This window comes from Paraliomyxa miuraensis, from assembly GCF_026337845.1.
Taxonomy (GTDB): Bacteria; Myxococcota_A; Polyangia; order Nannocystales; family Nannocystaceae; genus Paraliomyxa; species Paraliomyxa miuraensis.
The window spans coordinates 1-16,991 of the sequence record NZ_JAOVZF010000120.1; the positions used below are offsets into that span (position 1 = coordinate 1).

General features: G+C 67.9%; 7 protein-coding genes. 6 read left to right on the forward strand and 1 reads right to left on the reverse strand.

Annotation, left to right across the window (positions count from 1 at the left end):
- Positions 1 to 61 precede the first annotated feature (61 nt).
- The 6 genes from OEB96_RS01250 to OEB96_RS01275 all read left to right on the forward strand — a co-directional run bounded on the left by OEB96_RS01250 (position 62) and on the right by OEB96_RS01275 (position 13,507).
- Positions 62 to 7,207 carry a hypothetical protein gene (locus tag OEB96_RS01250; RefSeq protein WP_266213547.1) on the forward strand — a complete coding sequence of 2,382 codons (7,146 nt, stop codon included), beginning with the start codon at positions 62 to 64 and terminating at the stop codon, positions 7,205 to 7,207.
- Between the two features lie 4 nt (positions 7,208 to 7,211).
- Positions 7,212 to 8,753, forward strand: coding sequence for a hypothetical protein (locus OEB96_RS01255; protein ID WP_266213548.1), 1,542 nt, complete (start codon positions 7,212 to 7,214; stop codon positions 8,751 to 8,753).
- Between the two features lie 57 nt (positions 8,754 to 8,810).
- Entirely contained in the window at positions 8,811 to 9,251 is a 441-nt protein-coding gene (locus OEB96_RS01260) for a hypothetical protein (RefSeq protein ID WP_266213549.1), read from the forward strand.
- Between the two features lie 374 nt (positions 9,252 to 9,625).
- Positions 9,626 to 10,759 carry a tyrosine-type recombinase/integrase gene (locus OEB96_RS01265; RefSeq protein WP_266213550.1) on the forward strand — a complete coding sequence of 378 codons (1,134 nt, stop codon included), beginning with the start codon at positions 9,626 to 9,628 and terminating at the stop codon, positions 10,757 to 10,759.
- 204 nt (positions 10,760 to 10,963) lie between these two features.
- Positions 10,964 to 11,572, forward strand: a complete 609-nt coding sequence (locus tag OEB96_RS01270; protein WP_266213551.1) for a helix-turn-helix domain-containing protein — start codon at positions 10,964 to 10,966, stop codon at positions 11,570 to 11,572.
- A 135-nt stretch (positions 11,573 to 11,707) separates the two neighbouring features.
- Positions 11,708 to 13,507: a DUF4209 domain-containing protein gene (locus tag OEB96_RS01275; RefSeq protein ID WP_266213552.1), complete on the forward strand. Its 1,800-nt coding sequence runs from the start codon at positions 11,708 to 11,710 to the stop codon at positions 13,505 to 13,507.
- Positions 13,508 to 14,326: 819 nt separating this feature from the next.
- On the opposite strand, the gene OEB96_RS01280 is transcribed toward OEB96_RS01275, so the two are convergent.
- Positions 14,327 to 16,795: a cation-translocating P-type ATPase gene (locus tag OEB96_RS01280; protein ID WP_266213553.1), complete on the reverse strand. Its 2,469-nt coding sequence runs from the start codon at positions 16,793 to 16,795 to the stop codon at positions 14,327 to 14,329.
- Between the last annotated feature and the right edge of the window lie 196 nt (positions 16,796 to 16,991).

Sequence of the window (16,991 nt, forward strand, 5' to 3'; positions counted from 1 at the left end):
GTCGACCGAGGCGCCCAAGGCGAGCTCGGGCGCTGCTGCGGGCTCCCCCGGGCCCCTGACCATGCTCGTGGCCAAGCACCGCGACGCCGCCAAGCGGTACACCGTCCAGCAGATCATCGACGCGCTGGTGGAGGCCGAGCGGCTCGGCGTGGGCGAGAAGCTCGCGCGGTACTTCCGCGCGACGCTCGAGGACCAGGACGTGCAGCGTGCCTACGGTCGGGCGCGGGGGATCGTGGCGTTCGAGCGCGATGGTTGGCCTCCGTCGCCGCTGCGAGGGCCAACGTACGGCGCGCAGGACTTCGGCGGGCTCCTCGAAAGCCTGGATCACGAGCCGACGGTCGCGCAGCTTCTCGCCGAGCTGCGGGCCTTCCCCGAGCGCATGCAGCCGATCGCGGGCCCTCGCCACTCCAACTGGTTTCGGACGCTCATCCGAGAGACCACCAACCTGCTCGGCAACCACCACAACGAGTACGAGCGAAAGGTCGCGCAGGGGCAGGCCGCCACGCCCGACTTTGCTCGCATGGCGATGGAGGTTCTCGTGGCGAAGGCTGCGCGGAAGCTCCACGAACTGCGGCAGGTGCAGGACCCCGCACTCTACGATCCGAAGTCCGACCCCAAGGACGTCTACCCGCGGCTGTGCGAGATCGACTCCGAGACCGCGCGGAAGATCCTGGTGGACGTCTTCGAGATCGACTTCCACCCGGAGGACGAGGAAGACGAAGCGGCCGAGCTCTGCAAGGGCGAGATCACACTCGAGACCCTGGCCGAGGGAGCCGCGCAGCGAGCAGAGGAGGAGCGGAAGCAGAAGGAGCAAGAACGAGCCGAGCGCGAGGCCGACGCCCGCGAGCTGCTGAAGGTGCACCGGGAGGCGGCCTCGCGCGGCGAGGTCACCAAGGGGCGCTTCAACGCGGCCTACTGGCGACTGCATCCAGGGTTCGAGAAGCCCGCACGCAGCCGCCGAGGGCTCGCCGTGGCCAAGAAGGGCGAGCAGGTCTTGGCGGTCGTTCGCGGTCCGATGGACATGGCGTTTGGTGTGAGGCTGCCCGCCGGGACCGACGAGCAGGCCGCCATCGCGGCGCTGATGGGCCAGGTCGCGCAGGAGGCGGGCGAGGCCGCGGCGGGCGAGGTCGCGACGCCCGGCAAGACCACCAAGAAGGGCAAGCCCTCCACCAAGGCCAAGTCCACCGCGAAGGCCGAGCCCACCACCCAGGTGGACGTGGAGGGTCTCGCCAAGAAGCTCGGGGTCGGTGACACGGCGCTCAACGGCAACGAGATCCACCCGATCCTGATGGAGGCCGAGCGCCAGGGCGTGGGGCAGCAGATGGCCCAGCTCATCGCGAAGCGAGACCTGCGTTATCCCGACCAGGTCAAGATCGACCTCGGCCGTGCCCGCGGTGCGGTGGCGCTGGAAAACGGAGCATGGCCACCTCCCCCCCTACGCGGAGCCGTGTACGGCAAGCACGACTTCGAGGGGATCGTCCTCAGCCTCGGTGATCACCCGTTGGTCGTCGAGCTCCACCGCGAGGCCAGCACGTGGGCCGAGCGCATGGAGCCGATCACGGACGATCGCTCCCGACACTGGTTCCCGAAGCTGCTGGACCAGGCCCGGCTGGTCGTCCACGACCACCTCCATGTCCCCCTCGACCAGATCCGCAAGGGCAATACGCCCGCCACGCCGGAGCTCGTAGGCAAGCTCCGCGACAGCATCCTTCGCGACGCGCAGAAGCTGCTCGAGGATCTCCGCACCGCGCTCGACCCTTCGCTCTACGACCCGAAGTCCGACCCCGAAGTCGTCTACCCGCGGCTGTGCAAGATCGACTTCGAATCGGCGCGTGGCGTGATGCGGGACGTCTTCGGGGTGAGCTTCGAGGACCGGTACGAAGCCCTCAACCTCTGTCATGGCGATACGTCGCTCGACGAGGTTGGCCGCAAGGCCCAGGCGAGGAAGGAGGACATCGCGCGACGAGAGGAGGCCCGGCAGATGGAGCGCAAGGCGGACGCGCGTGATCTGCTGGCGGTGTACCGCACGGCGCAGAAGCTCGGCGAGGTCAGCCGCAAGCGCTTCAACCTCGCCTACTGGCGGCAGCACCCCGACTTGGGCCCATCGCAGCGTGAGAGCCGAGCCCTGCACATCAGGACGCGGCGCGGCGAGACCGAGGTCATCGTGCGAGGTCCTAGGGAACAAGGGTTCCACATTCCCGTGCAGCCGGACGCCGCCGAGCCCGAGGCGATCGCGGCCGCGATGCGGGAACTCGAGAAGGTGGCGGGGAAGCAGGCCGTAGCAGAGGACACGGCCGAGCCCGCCCCAGCTCGAGCGCCCGAGCCCAAGCCCGCGCAGTCCCGACCGTCCAAGCTCACCACGAATCGGACTCTCCGCGAGCCAATCCCCACGAAGAACGGCGAGCCGATCGGCTGCCCGGTGTGCATCGCCAACCACCCACATCCCGTCGTTCCCAAGAAGACGCAATGCGAGCGATGCGGCTCGCAGTGGCCGAAGGACGAGAACGATCGATTCCAGAAGCTGCGTGAGCTCCAGGCCAAGGGCTGGACGTGGGGCCCGATCGCCGAGGCCGGCATCCTCAGCGATCCGCCCCTGGGCCTGTTCCCACCCGGAACCCAACCCGAGGACACGACGGTCGCCGACGCGGCCGAGGAGGAACCCATGGCGGACGAGAAGGACACTCCGCGGGGCGAGGCGGCCCCGGGCAGCTTGTGGACGGTCGAGGAGGAGGGCTTCGCCCTGACGGCCCCACCCGGCGAGGGCAAGCGCGTGCAAGTGCCCACGGGGCATCAGCCGGCGCTGTTCGACGTGGGCAAGCCCGACCCCGCTGTGCTCGAGCGGATGCGTGCCGAGGAACTGGCCGAGCGCCGGGCGAAACGACCACCGCCGGATACGTCGGATCCGCTGCTCACCCAGGCCACGAGCGAGCGCTCGGCCGACGACGAGGGCCGGGCAGCGCCACCGGCACCACTGCCGACCGCTGGCGTACGCGCCACACCACCGACCGACGACGAGAACCAGGCACCGGCCACGCCGATGATGCGCATGGGTCCTTGGGTCGGTGAGATCCAAACCGTCGCCAACCGCATGGGCGACGAGGGGCGGCACGGTGACGACTTCGTGCTCATCTCCGCCGTGTGGAAGGCCGTGCAAGACCAGCCCGTGCTGGCGGGCCCATCCCTCGATGCATTCAAGGCACGCCTGGCCCGGGCCAACCGCGATGGATTGCTGCGCCTGCACGGGGCCGATCCCAAGCGGGCGATGGATCCCGAGCGCGCGCGCGAGTCGGAGATCCGCGATGGCAACGCCACCTTCCACGTGGTCGAGGCGACGCCGCCCGTGCGACCGCCGGCCCCCGCCGGTCGCCGACACCCCTTCGAGCCGTTGGCATCCACCCAGCGGATCCCCCGAGGCTTCATCGAGCGTCAGGTTCGCGCCATCCTCACCAACCGGATCGCCGACGACGGCCCCAACGGGGTCTCCGAGTTCTCCATCAAGCACGAGCCCCGCCACGTTCGTGTCATCAAGGAGATGGCCAAGCGCGGCGTCGTCAAGATCGTCACGGCACCACGTGGGTACGTGCGCATCATGGCCGGTCCGAAGTGGGGAGCCGCGTCGACGGACGAGTCGAAACCGAAGCCCCCGGCCAAACCGAAGCCCATGCCAAAGAAGGCCAGCGGGTCGAGCTCGAAGCGGAAGGCCACCCGAACCCCGAAGGCCGCCTCGCCGCGTGACGCCACCGACACGACGATCCGGGAGGGAGGCATCGTCGCCTTCCAGCACGAGGAGTCAGGCTCGACGACTCGGTTCGGCGTCGTCGTTCGCCTCCTACCCGGCCATCGCACTGCGGAGATCCATGCACCCCAGTGGTTTCCGCTCACCGGAATCCGCGCGGTCCAATCCGGCGGTGACCCGGAATTCCAGCCGAGCCTCAAGAGGTACTACCTCGACGAGCTCACCAACGTCCGACGACCGGTCCCCGGCGACATCGGTGCCGATGGTCTGCGACTGATCAAGCGCTCGATCAAGGACTGGGTCGACCTCCGACCCGTGGGCGGTGGTCCGTCGTGGGATGCGTTCGTGGCCCTTCGCAACCTCGGGCTCATGCACCGCACCAAGGACGTCGACCTCGGCGGCCAGGACGGCGACCACCCGGGCCCGCCCTTCATGGTGGAGCCCACCGAGCTCGGCAAGAAGGTGCTCGCGAGCCTCGATCCCGCAGCGGTCAACCTCGCGACGCGCCGCTACGTGCCCTCGCGCCACCCAAAGATGGGGCCGGTGTTCCCCGTCGGCGAGGACTTGGATGGGCCCGACGAGAACATCCGGTTCTACGTGCTCGAGGACTCCTTCGTGCCCACCGACGACAGCCGCGGGTATCCGGTCGGCAAGGTCGTGGCCTACGACGACTACGGGAACTGGCGTGTGCTCGACGGGTTCACCATGGGCCCGCTGCACGACGACCCCGAGTGGGAGGACGAGTACGCCTATCTCGACGAGCAGGCGGCCCGAAGGGGGTTGAAGGAGCAGCATCGCGAGCATGTGCAGCGCATCGACCGAGAGAGGCGCATCGCTGAGGAAGAGCGAATGTGGGGACCTGAGGGGCCGAGTTGGGGCTTTCCACCCCTGGGGAATGAGGACGCGGACGAGACCCTGCTCGACCGGAGGGGCAGGGCCGACCTGTCGAAGACGGCGACCGAGCGGCAAGGGAGCGCGACGACCAAGGACCAGAGCCATGCCGCGGCACGCGGGTTGACGACCAACGCTCCCGCGGCGAACGACCGGCCCACGCCGCCGAAGCCACTGGTCACCATCGCGCCGATCAAGCTCTCGCCCGACTTGGCCCGTCGCGTGAGGGCCGAGCAAGCCAAGCTCCACACGATGCCCAAGCACCAGGACCCGAGCTTCCGGCCGGTGGTGGTCGTGGCGTGGAAAGGGCGTCGTCGACCGGACGTGTTCTCGCGCTACCACACCGAGCCGCTCGGAGCCCTCGTCACCATCGACGGCAACTACGACTGCGCGCAGATCGTGGCCGAGCTCGGGCCCCATTCGGGTCCACCCAATGGTGGTGGGAGGGGGGAACCGAGCGACGACCCGCCCAGCACGTCGAGCCACGGCAGCACGAGCGAGTCGAGCCCTCCGCCGCTCGACTCGTTCGAGGAGGACCTCATGCGGTCGCTGCTCGACCAGGGCGACGACGGGATCGAGCCCGACAACATCGACGAGGCACGCGCCTTGGAGGGCATGGAGGACCGCGGACTGGTGGAGAGGACGGACGAGGACCGCTACCGCGCGACTCCGCTGGCACGGCTCGAGTACGTCGACGTGGCGACTGGGGTCCCGGCCGACCCCAGCGAGCCGGGCACGCTCTCGACCGGACGGATCGTCGCAGACATCGACGGGGAGACGATCGAGATCGATGAGGACGATCTCATCGGCCACGGCACCGATCCCGATCCACGCAAGCGCCGATATCGCTTCGACGTGGACAGCCCCGCCGACTACCCCGGGCAGGCCCAGGCCAAGAAGACCGCACACGAGGCCGAGCAGGCCGCGAGCATCAAGAAGGACAAGGGCAAGAAGGGCAAGGCCGCTCTGGCCGGGCTGCGGGCCACGTTCGACTCGCCCGCCAAGGCAGCCAAGCTCTTCTACGACCAGAACATCGACTTCCTCGAGAACGTGATCGACCCGTGGGACGGCCTGCGCGACTGGATGGATGCCATCGAGGTTCGCGTGGGCAAGGGACACCGCAAGCTCTCCAAGACACCCGCAGGCCAGCGGCTCCTCAAAGAGAAGCACGCCTCTCGGGCGATCCGCGGCGCGCTGGCCTATCTCATGGGCCAGGCCAAGGGGCGGCGGTGGGACGCCGTGCCGTGGGACCAGGTCGAGCGCCTGGGCGAGGTCCTCCAGAGATACTTCGAAGAGCCGAGCTCCTCGGAGCCATCGATGTCGGGGCTCTACTGGCGACCATTCGCGGGCAAGGTGCGCGCGGAGGATCTCGACGTGATGACGCCGGAGCAGCGCGCGTCGATCCGCGAGCAGGAGAGCGTCAAGGAGATCGGCGAGCAGCTCGACGAGCTGAAGGAAGCCTACGAGCGCGCCAAGGACTGCCTGCCCGACGACCTGCGGCGGGTGATCGAGCGGAGGATCGCGGAGTGGTCGCGGTGGGTCGAGCAACCCTCGAAGATCCCCGACTACGCCTGCGAGCCGGATCCCGAGACCGCGGGCTACCTGTGCAACTACCCCGCCGTGGCCGGCGAGCTCCGCCAGCTACGGAGGTCATGCGAGGACGCGTACGACCCCAACTGGGCAGCGAAGGAGAGCAAGGAAGGTGCGCCTGGGTTCCCGGACACGAGCCACGGCGAGGACGAGGAACTCCCGCCGCCCACGGCGTCGGCCAAGGCGTGCTGCTCGCGAGAGACACCCAAGGAGGAGGTCTGCAGCACACCCGTGTGCCAGATCGCGGCGGGGCTGAAGGAAGAACCGAAGGCACGCACGGCCACGGACGCTCAGACCGCCAAGGAGCCCACGTCCAAGGCGGCGCCCGAACCCACAAGGCCCTCGGGCAAGGCAGGCAAGCCCTCCAGCGAGACCAGCAAGCCAACCACGAAGACTTCGACGGCCAAGAAGACATCGCGCTCGGCCACACAGAAGGCCGCACCCAAGGCCACCGCCACCAAACCCACGCCCAAGGGCAAGCTCACCGCGGCCGAGCGCCGCAAGGCCCTCGCCGAGCGCAAGAAGGTGGCCGAGCAGCGCCGCAAGCAAACCGCCGCCGAGCGTCGAACCCAGCGCTTCCAGTGCTCCGCCGCAGTCGCCGTCAAGCAAGCCGAAGCGATCGACACCACCTCCTACCGCCGACGGGTCGAGGACGCAGCCGCCGCGATCAAGAAGGCCGAGGAGCACGTCAAGCACCACGAGCGCGACCTCAAGACCGCCATGCGCGAAGCCGACGCCGTCATGCGCAACCGCAAGGCCATCCCCATGGATCGCGAGGTCGCGCGCCGCAAGGTCCGCGAGGCTCGCTGCCAACTGAACGTGGCCCAGGGCACCCTGCGCCAGCGCAAGCGCGACCACCAGCGAGCCCGGACCGAGCTCGAGCGCGCGCTCGGTCGCGTCAAGCGGCGCGAGGCGGTGGCCGCCAAGCGGTTCGAAGAGACCAAGAAGGCCCAGGCCCAGGCCGCCACGCTTGCCAACGGTCGGAGGTGATCCGGTGCTGCTCCATGACGACGATATGTGGCTCGGCGTCGACGACTCCTGGACGTCGCGGGTAATTTCCCCGGCTCTGCTCGACGCCGCCCGGGGCGACCGTTCGCTGTGGGCCGACATGGGCCCCCGGATCTCCGGCTTCGACAGCAATGCCCTCGTCGGCGCCCGGGCCTGGGCCGCCGCCGAGCGGACGGCGATGTTCTTCCAGGGCACGGGCGCGCTCGGGCTCCCGGCTGAAAACCTCACGTCGGTGGTCGACGCCCTCGGCCCGCTGATCTTGCAGCCGCCCGACGACCTCGACGAGCTGTTCGACCGCCTCACCCGGACGGCAGTGGGCATCGTGGTCGACGCGCTCGCGGCGATCCCCGTGGTGGGGGCCATCGCTCGCGCGATCGGCCAGATGGGCTTGATGCTGTGGGATCTCTCCAATCGACCGCAGGAGCAGGTGCGGGAGTACCTACCTCCGCCGCAGGTCTACGAGCGAGATGAAGAGCAGTACGTGATGAACTCCCAACTCCTGCCCGCGCTGTCGACCAACGACTGGACCCGCCTCTTCCTGCCGAGGATCGGCAACGCCCAAAGGATCATCGAGATCGAAAACGGCTGGCTGCTGGACTCACTGGAGGGTGGCCAGGGGTTTGGCTTCATCCCTGGTACGCAGCAGGTGAGCAGCGCCACGCAAGCCTTCTGGCACAAGAAGTCGAGCCGCCCCGGCGGCTCGCTGGCGTCCCACCAGGACGTCGGGGACTTCTACCCGGGCCCGGCCCAGCTCATGACGGCGATCGACCAGCACGTTCAGCGCCCAGGGGCCGCCATGTGGTCCGTGGCGCCGTCCAAGGTCCGCAGCGCGTGGCGAGACCACGTCGACGCGGTCAAGAGCTTCGCCTACGAGGCGTACGTCGGCCGCGGCATCAAGGACACCGGCCTCGACAAGCTCAACGATGAACACCGACACCTCATCGTGCAGCAATTCCTGGCCCCGCTCCACGTCGTGGAGCTCGACGGCGAGCTCCGCCGTGGAATCCTGGCCGCCAACTCCTGGACGCCCAAGAACCCACCCGACGACATCGTGGAGGGGTTCGTCGAGCCGTGGTGCGACCGTCTCGCCCGGCGGCAGGACCGGTACCTCGAGACGATCGCGGTGGCCTACGCCGATCCCAACAGCGCCGCGTTCATCCACGACCCCAAGCTACGGGACAAGCTCCATCAGATGCGAGCGCTGCTGCTCGAGCATCCTGCGCGGCACCAGGTCGACCAGCGCGACGTGATCGACCCCGAGTACCGCACCGCGCTGTTCGACGCGACGGTGGCCGACCAGCTCAAGGCTCCCACGGGCCCCAGCACGCCCGCCGACTCGACCTCACTGGGGGAAACCGACGCCGAGCCCGAGCCCCCCGTTCCGCCTCAGGGCGGCGCGCCCTTCCACGTCGTGGCCGAGCTCGCGCCCGGCGGTGGTGGTGGCGGTGGCTTGGTGCTGGGGCTCGGCGTCTTGGGGCTGCTGTGGGCAGTGCGTGGGACCAAGCGTCACCGTCGGAGGAGGGCATGAGCGACTCACTCGACCCGAGGCAGTCAGCCAGGCGGAGGCGCTGTGAAGCACGTACCGGTGAAGCTGGGACAGCAGTACCAGGATCTCGACCCGCGACGGGGCGAGCGCGTGGGCACCGTGGTGCGGTTGCAGGCGCATCACGTGACGCTGGCGTGGAGCACCGCGCACAGGACGACGGTGGCACGGCGTCACCTGGAGGCCGGGGGCAGCCGGGGATACGTGCTGATCGCGGATGCCAAGTCGGCGCACCGATCCACCCCTTCGGAGTGCTCGCCAACGACGGCCGCGCAGCAACGGGCGCGGCCCGATCAGCATGGGGTGCCGCGGTGGCGATGCCTCGCGTGCAACGCCGTGGGGCGGCTGCGACCGCCGTGGCGGGTGCTCCTGTGGACACAAGGACCATGGGCCAAGCGGAGCACGGTGGTGTGCTCGGACGCGTGCCACCAGCGAGTGAGACGAGGCGGCGATGGCCGAGCGCGTGGAGGCCACCCCCCGTGAACGCGAACGATCCCAAGCGCCGGTCCGTCGAGTCCAGCGCAACATCCTCATCGTTTCCGATCCGCCCCAGGGATCCCCCGGGACCGCATCATCGAAGCTGACGACCATCGCTACGCGGCAAGAGCAGCTAGCCGTGAGCACCCAACCGGGGCGAAGCCCCCCAACCGTAGGAGCTGACAAACAATGACGACCGAGTCCCGTTCCGCACGGGGTGAGCGATGCTCGCCTCCTCATCTCTCCGGCAATCATTCCCATCGCGTCCATGGCGATGCCCAGACCCGCACCGGGGCCTACCAGGTCCCCGCCGATCGGCCGACGCGACCGGATCACCCTCGACACGAACGACCTCGATGCTCAAAGGGGCAGGTGACCCCATGACCGTTCGCAAGACCCAGCGTGGGCGTTGGATGATCGACGCGCACATCCGCCTGCCCAACGGGTCCTTCGTGCGCGTGCGCAAGGTCAGCCCCGTGCAGACCAAGCGAGGTGCGAAGAAATACGAGCAGGATGTCCGGGCAGAGGTGCTCGAGAGAGCATCTGGGAAGAAGGAGAGCGAGCATGTGGCGCCGACGCTCGCGGACTTCGCCAAAGACTTCCTCGATACCTACGCGACCAACAACAACCGGCCAAGCACAGTGCGAGAGAAGCGGCGTGCGCTGGGCCGCGGGTTGCTCGATCAGCTCGGGCATCTGCGGCTCGATCAGATCGGCACCCGCGAGGTCGAGGCGTTCAAGGCTCGGCGCAAGAACGACGGGGTCGGGCCCAAGTCGATCAACGAGGAGCTGGCGATCCTCTCGAAGATCCTCGACTACGCCGAGGAGACTGGCGACCTGACCACCCGCCCCCCGAAGATCCGGCGACTGAAGGTGCCCAAGCCGGACTTCGACTTCCTCGACTTCGACGAGGCCAAGCGCCTCGAGAAGGCGGCCGCTCACGCACCCGAGCCATGGCGGGCGATGATCCCGACCGCGATGTGGACCGGGCTACGGCTCGGCGAGCTGCGGGCGCTGCGGTGGGACGATGTGGACCTCAAGGCCGCGCGCCTTCACGTGCGGCACGCGGCCGACGACAAGAACGTGCTGCACCCGCCCAAGAGCGGCAAGCCGCGGATCATCGAGCTACCACGCAAGGCGGTCTGGATGTTGAAGGAGCACAAGCACCTGCGGGGGGACTACGTGTTCTGCCATGAGGATGGGACCATGCTCCGCAATCAGGACTGTGAGTCGAAGTCCACGGCGGAGCGGCACGACGGCCCGCTGGTCAAGGTCTGCCGCAAGGCCGGACTGCGGCGGATCGGCTGGCATGGTCTGCGCCACAGCTACGCGTCGCACTTGATGATGAAGGGCGCGAAGCTGCCGGAGGTGCAGGAGTTGCTCGGGCACGCGTCGCTGTCGATGACGATGCGGTACACCCACCTGTCGCCGATCGCCCGACGGGCGGCGGCCGAGCTGCTCGATGACGAGCGGCCTGGGCAGCAGGACGACGGGGAGGAGAAGCATCGCAATTGAGCACCAACTCCACGATCGTCCGGCGTACCGAGTGGCTCCGTGGGGTGACCGTGGCCATGTGCGAACATGACCACGGGCGGCGTGCTGCGCTTGGACCGGCACGAGATCGATCTCGCGCTCGATCCATCGCCATGTGGTTTCTCGACATTGCGAGCGCGGGTGCCCTGGGCCACCCCGCCGGGATCGTCTAGGATCATGGTAGCGATGCACAGCTCGTCGTCCTCGCTCCGCCTCATCGGGCGCATGAAGGTCGAGCAGTTCGCAGCCCTTGCCGGCCTTGGCATCGAGGAGTTGGTGGAGGTCGTGCTCGGCTCGACCCCGGCCCGAGCACCCAAGCCCATCAGGGGCTCGAGCCCTCGGCCCGCGGGCGCCCTCGCGGCGGCTCCGCCCTCCCCTGCCGATCCCCAACTCGCCGCGCTGTTCGGGCGCGTCACCTACAACGAGCTCCACCGCGCGCTCGACCGCTGGATGATCGACCGCGTGCTCGAGGAGCACCGTGGCAACGTATCCCGCGCCGCCGCACGCCTCGGCATCACCCGTCGAACCGTGCGCAGGCACCGAGCCCTAGCCGACCGCCTCGACCAATCGCAAACAGTGACGCCATCCACCATCGCATCCGCGATCCCCACGCCGCCAGCCGTGGTCGCCATCCTCGCCCACGGCGGCGACCGTCGGCGGATCCGCGACGCCGTGGACCGCTGGCTGCTCGGCGCCACCCTGGCCTGCGCGCAGGGCAACATCAACCGGGCCGCCCGCAGCCTCGGTATGACGCGCAAGAGTCTCCGCGTTCGCTGGAACCACGTGCGCGGCTGACCCGACCGAGCGGCCCATACCCGGCGCGTTTGCTTCCGTGCTCGAATGGGCCGCGGTCCCATCGGAATTGGACCCCATCCCTCGCACCCCAAACCCTCGTTGGATACTCTCCCTGGCGCTTGCTCGCGAGGCCACATGAGTTCCCTGTCGTACACCACTCTCGACCTCGAACCCCGCATCGCTGCGGCCCGTACACCGACCTGCTTGTGGTTTCACTTCGAGTTCCAGAAGGCCCGCAATGAGGCTCGAGAGGCCGGTGACCACGTCCAGGCGCGAGCCTGGCACTCGCTGATGTGCATCGCCTGGTATCACCTTCGGTCGGATGACCTGCGAGAGCCTCTCGTGTCCCCGGGCCAAATGGGAACCATGCGCTTTCCAGCGCCGAGCGATCTCACCACGGAGGAACTCGACGCGCTCTTCGAGGCTTATCCGTCGGTCCTCGACCCGGACCTGCGCGCTAGAATGGCAGACGTCCTGTGGCTCGTCCGCAATGATCACGAGGCTGGGAGAGTCGCCATCGATGCGTATCTAGACTCGGCAAAGCGGCTCCACGCTCCCGAGCACTGGGTACCCTGTCACGAACGTCTGGAGCGAGCACTTCACCTCGCGCGGTCGCTCGACAAGCGTGGCCCCACGTATCAGAAGGCCGTGGCCGCCATCATCGAGATCCAGGATCGTTCGACATGGCCGGACTACCCGCACCTCCCCGTGAAGCTCTCGGAGCTGATGCTGACGCACCGAGATGCGGACGCAGCGATCGAGGCGAGTCGCATGGTCACTCTCGCGGGGCAGGCCGAGGCCGCCGGAGAGCTTCGTGTAGCGCGGCATGCCCGATCCATGGAAGCGAAGTGGCGCGAGAAGGGGGGCGATCGCGACGCCGCAAACCTCGCGAGGTTGGCCATTGTCGAATTTCATGAACGCGAAGCCGATCTCTCGCAAGGCAACCCGTTCCAAGCCGCCCATCATCTCGAGGCCGCAATCAAGGCGTGCCGTCAACTGCCCGGCCAACAAGCACGGGCGCAGGCTCTCATCCGCAAGCTCGGCCAAGTCCAGCAACAGCTCGTTGGTCACATGAAGCACGTCGAGGTGCGGCAGGACGTATCCGAGGTCGTGGAGCGAGCACGGGGCGCAGTCTCGGGGAAGCCCTTTCTCGACGCCATCGTCGTGCTCGCGCAGATGGTAGCCCCAATGTCCAGGAAGGATCTTCGTAGATTCGTGGATGAGAGCAGGCAGCGACATCCGATGCTCTATCTCATTCAGAGCACCGTGCACGACAAACGTGGTCATGCCGTGGCAAAGGTGCCCTCCCTGCCGTGGGATGAGGAGGGGGGAGATGCGACTCTGATGCGCATGCACCAGCACGCCACGCAGAGGCAAAACGCGATGGCGACGGCGATCATCGAACCCGCCCGTTCCCAGATCCTCGCAGACCACCCGTCCACGATGCGGGACTTCATGCCAATCGCAGGAAGCAGCCGATTCGTTCCGAGCGGTCGCGAGGCTCTGTATGCGCGCGGCCTTTGTGCAGGGCTCGAGGGCGACTTCACCGAGGCCGCCCACATCCTGATTCCACAGGTCGAGAACTCCATTCGTGAGGTCTTCGCTGAAGCTGGCGTCCTTACGACGAAGCACCTTCAAGATGGAACTCAACGCCAGGCCGACTTGAACGATCTACTCGGCGCCCCCCGAGCAGACGAGATTCTCGGCGAGGATCTCTCGTTCACTCTGCGTGGCCTACTCATTCGAGCAAGCGGTTCGAATCTCCGTAACCGCCTGGCACATGGACTCATCGACGATCACGAGTTCCTTGAAGACCGCTACGTGTATCTCTGGGGATTGGTGCTTCGGCTCGTCGTGATGACAGCCTTGCCCCCTCAGGTGCTGCAGGAAGACCAGCCCGAAGAATCGAACCAGCCCAACGACCCCGAGCCGTGACGTCATGGTCTCCCAGAATGAGGCTTCGCTCGTCGCCTTCGACGACCGACGACCAGGCCGCCGCGACCTCGACAAAGCCGACTGTGAGCGCCATTCCCACCGCCGGCCTCCTCGACCGGAGCGATCGGCCTTCGGACTCCGGGGTGATCTCTGTCGAGGCCCGTTTCCAGGCCGCCGGCTTCGCTGTTGGCCCACGCAGGGCGAGGGCGACATCAAGGCGGCGATCGCCGTCACGGCCTCCTCAAGCCCCGACGCCACCGCCCCGAGCATCACACCGACCCGGAGGGCAGCCTCCGCGAGCTCGACACAGCGTGCTGACACCACCGGGGAGCGCGCCCTGCCCTACCCTCGGCACGACTTCGCGACCACGCAAACCAATGCCCCAACCCTGCAGTTCCACCCCGAAATCCCACCGCCCCACCCGCACCACGGAGCGCCAGGAACCGAGCCATTTCGGGGGTTTGGGCGGCCAACCCGACGCCGCGCCAACACGTTCGCCCTCCCCCGGACAGGTTCGATTCCTGTGCGCCTCCGTAGCACAAGGCGCGTCCAAGTCGTCCGGAACCGGCGCCCAGCTTCGGTCGGAACGAGCGCCGAGCTCCAACCGACGTACGGGCGCAGCTCCACGAACGTGGAGTCGCTGTGGTCGTCGCCGTCGACCTAGCGAAGCTGCTCGACCAGCCTCGCGTGCGTGTCAATGTCAACGTTGCGTGGGGGGTGTACCGTCGCATCGTGGGGAGAGCAGCGCACCTCGCACAGCGGCTCGAGGGCAGGATGCGGACCAACCAGGCCACGCCCTGGTCTCGGCTCTCGGGACCTTCAGGACCGAGCCTTGCGGGCTTTCCCGGGGCCGAGCACGTATCCCATGAGCTCCGCGAACGCCCAGGTGGCAGTGATCCCGATGGATAGGATCACGAGCTGGAGGGCGCTCAGGCTCGTGAGCCCGAGCAACGCACGCAGTCCGGGCACGAATGACGTCGCGATCTGTAGCGCAACGCCAAGACCGATGCAGATGTGCAGCACGACGTTCGTCGTCGGATGACTGGACCAACGACGTGCTGCGTAGGCGCTGACGAGCTTCGCGACGGACTCGTACAAGAAGACGGTGGTCTGCACCGCGAGCAGCGTCGCGCCGAGGAGGGGCCAGACGACCAGCAACCCGACACCCAAGAGGCCCTTCATCAAACCCGTGCTCAGGATGAACCAGCCCGATCCAGGATCGAGCAGGGAGCCGTCCGTGGCGCGAGGGGGCCGGCGCATCACGTCCGGCGTTCGATCGAGCGCGAGCGCGAGCGCAGGAGGCCCGTCTCCCAGGAGGTTGATCCACAACAGCTGCAGCGCAGTCAACGGAAGGAACGTCGCGCCGGAAGCGTCGCGAACGCCCTGTGCGTAGTATGCAATTGCACCGACGACGACCACGATCACCAGAGCGACGTTGGTCGAGAACGTGAACCGAATGAAGCTTTGGATGTTGCGATAGATGTTCCGGCCTTCCTCGATCGCTCCGACGATCGAGCCCAGGTCGTCGTCCATGAGCACGATGTCCGACACTTCCCGCGCGACGTCGCTCCCGCGACGTCCCATCGCGATGCCCACATCCGCACGCTTGAGCGCGGGCGCATCGTTGACTCCGTCGCCCGTCATTGCAACGACATCCCCCCCACGCCGCAAGGCCTCGATGAGCCTGAGCTTCTGCTCGGGGCTCACCCGGGCGAAGACGGTGCTCTCTGCAACCGTCGCCAGCAGCTCTTGCTCGGATTGCGTCTCGAGCTTCGCGCCGGTCACGACCTCGCCGGCATCGAGCCCCACGGCCTGTGCAACGGTTGCGGCCGTACCGGAATGATCGCCGGTGATCATCAGCACGCGTACGCCGGCGTCGCGCGCACCTTCGATCGCCTCGCGAGCGCCTGGCCGCGGCGGATCCCACAGCGACACGATGCCGAGAAACCGAAGGCCGTCCTCGCACTCACCCTCGCCATCCGCCAGCGCGACGACTCGAAACCCCCGTGCGGCAGCCGATTCCGCGCGCGTCAGCCACAGCTCTCGCTCGCGGCTTGGCAGGTCGCAGCGCTCGATCACGATCTCCGGCGACCCCTTCACGAAGCTCCGAACGCCTTCGTCACTCTCGACGGTGACGCGCATGAACCCCCACGCGCTGTCGAAGGAGCGGCTCGTCGAGCGCACGTTGGCTCGCAGCGTCGCGTCGAGATCCATGCCCTGCCGCTCCGCGTGGTCGAGCAAGGCCGTGTCGAGCGGATCGCCAGCGCGGGCGGCGATGTCGGCATCCCCGGCGAGGACCATCGCGCGCAGTGCTTGCTCGGGAGCGTCGCTCTCGATGCTCTGGACGACCATGCGATTCTCCGTGAGGGTGCCGGTCTTGTCCGTGGCAATCACGGTCACCGATCCCAGGGCTTCCACGGCGCTCAGGCGTCGGACCACGACCTTGTTCTTGGCCATGCGCCGTACCCCGAGGGCAAGAGCCAGCGTCACCATCGCCGGCATCCCCTCGGGCACCGCCGCCACTGCGAGCGCAACGGCAAACAGGATCGCGTGATCGAGTCGTTCCCACCCGTTGATCGCGATGCCGAGCACGGTCAGCAAGACGGCCAGCCCGCCGACCCAGAGCGCGACACGCTGCCCGAGCACGCCGAGGCGCCGCTCCAAGGGGGTCGGCTCGGTGTCGATCCCGCCGATCCGAACCGCGAGCTTGCCCATCGAGCTCGAGAGACCGGTCTGCGTGATGTGAATGCACGCGCTGCCACGGACGGCGAGCGTGCCGCTCAGCACGTATTCGTCGCCCGCCTTCTCGATCGGTAGCGACTCTCCGGTCACGATGGATTCATCGACCAGCAAGCCGAACGAGTCGAGGACGACGCCGTCGGCAGGCAGGCGCTCCCCCGCTTCCACTCGCACGATGTCACCGGGCACCAGCTCTCGGCTCGGACGCCGTACGAACGCGCCGTCCCTCGACACCCACGCCTCGGGTGCGGCCAGGAGCTCCAGCTTGGCCAAGGCGGCCTCGGAGCGGTGCTCCTGGAGTGCACCGAGACCTGCGTTCAAGAGCAACACCACTCCGATCGCGATGCCCTCGAGCGGAACCGACTGCGCCCCGTGCCACAGCCACGTCCCGAGGTCGAACAGCAGCGCAAGGAGCAACAGATACACGAGCGCGCTGCGAAACTGTCGGACGAAGCGGCGGAGAAACGACGGCGGCCTGACGATGGGCAGCGCGTTGGGTCCGACGTCGCGGAGCAAGCGCTCTGCCACCTCGCTCGACAAGCCTTTCATCTCGAACGCTCCTCTACGCTCTGGGTGCCATGAGCTTGGCCCGTGCCAGCTCAGCAAGCCTGAAGGGCCGCCGGCGCGTCGCAAGGGTTGGCCGCGTGTGAAAGCGCTTCGTGGCGCACGTGTTGGTCGGTCTGGCGACTCCAGCCCCGAGGTCGGTCAAGAGCAGAGCGGCGTTCTCACCGGCCGTCGGACCGTG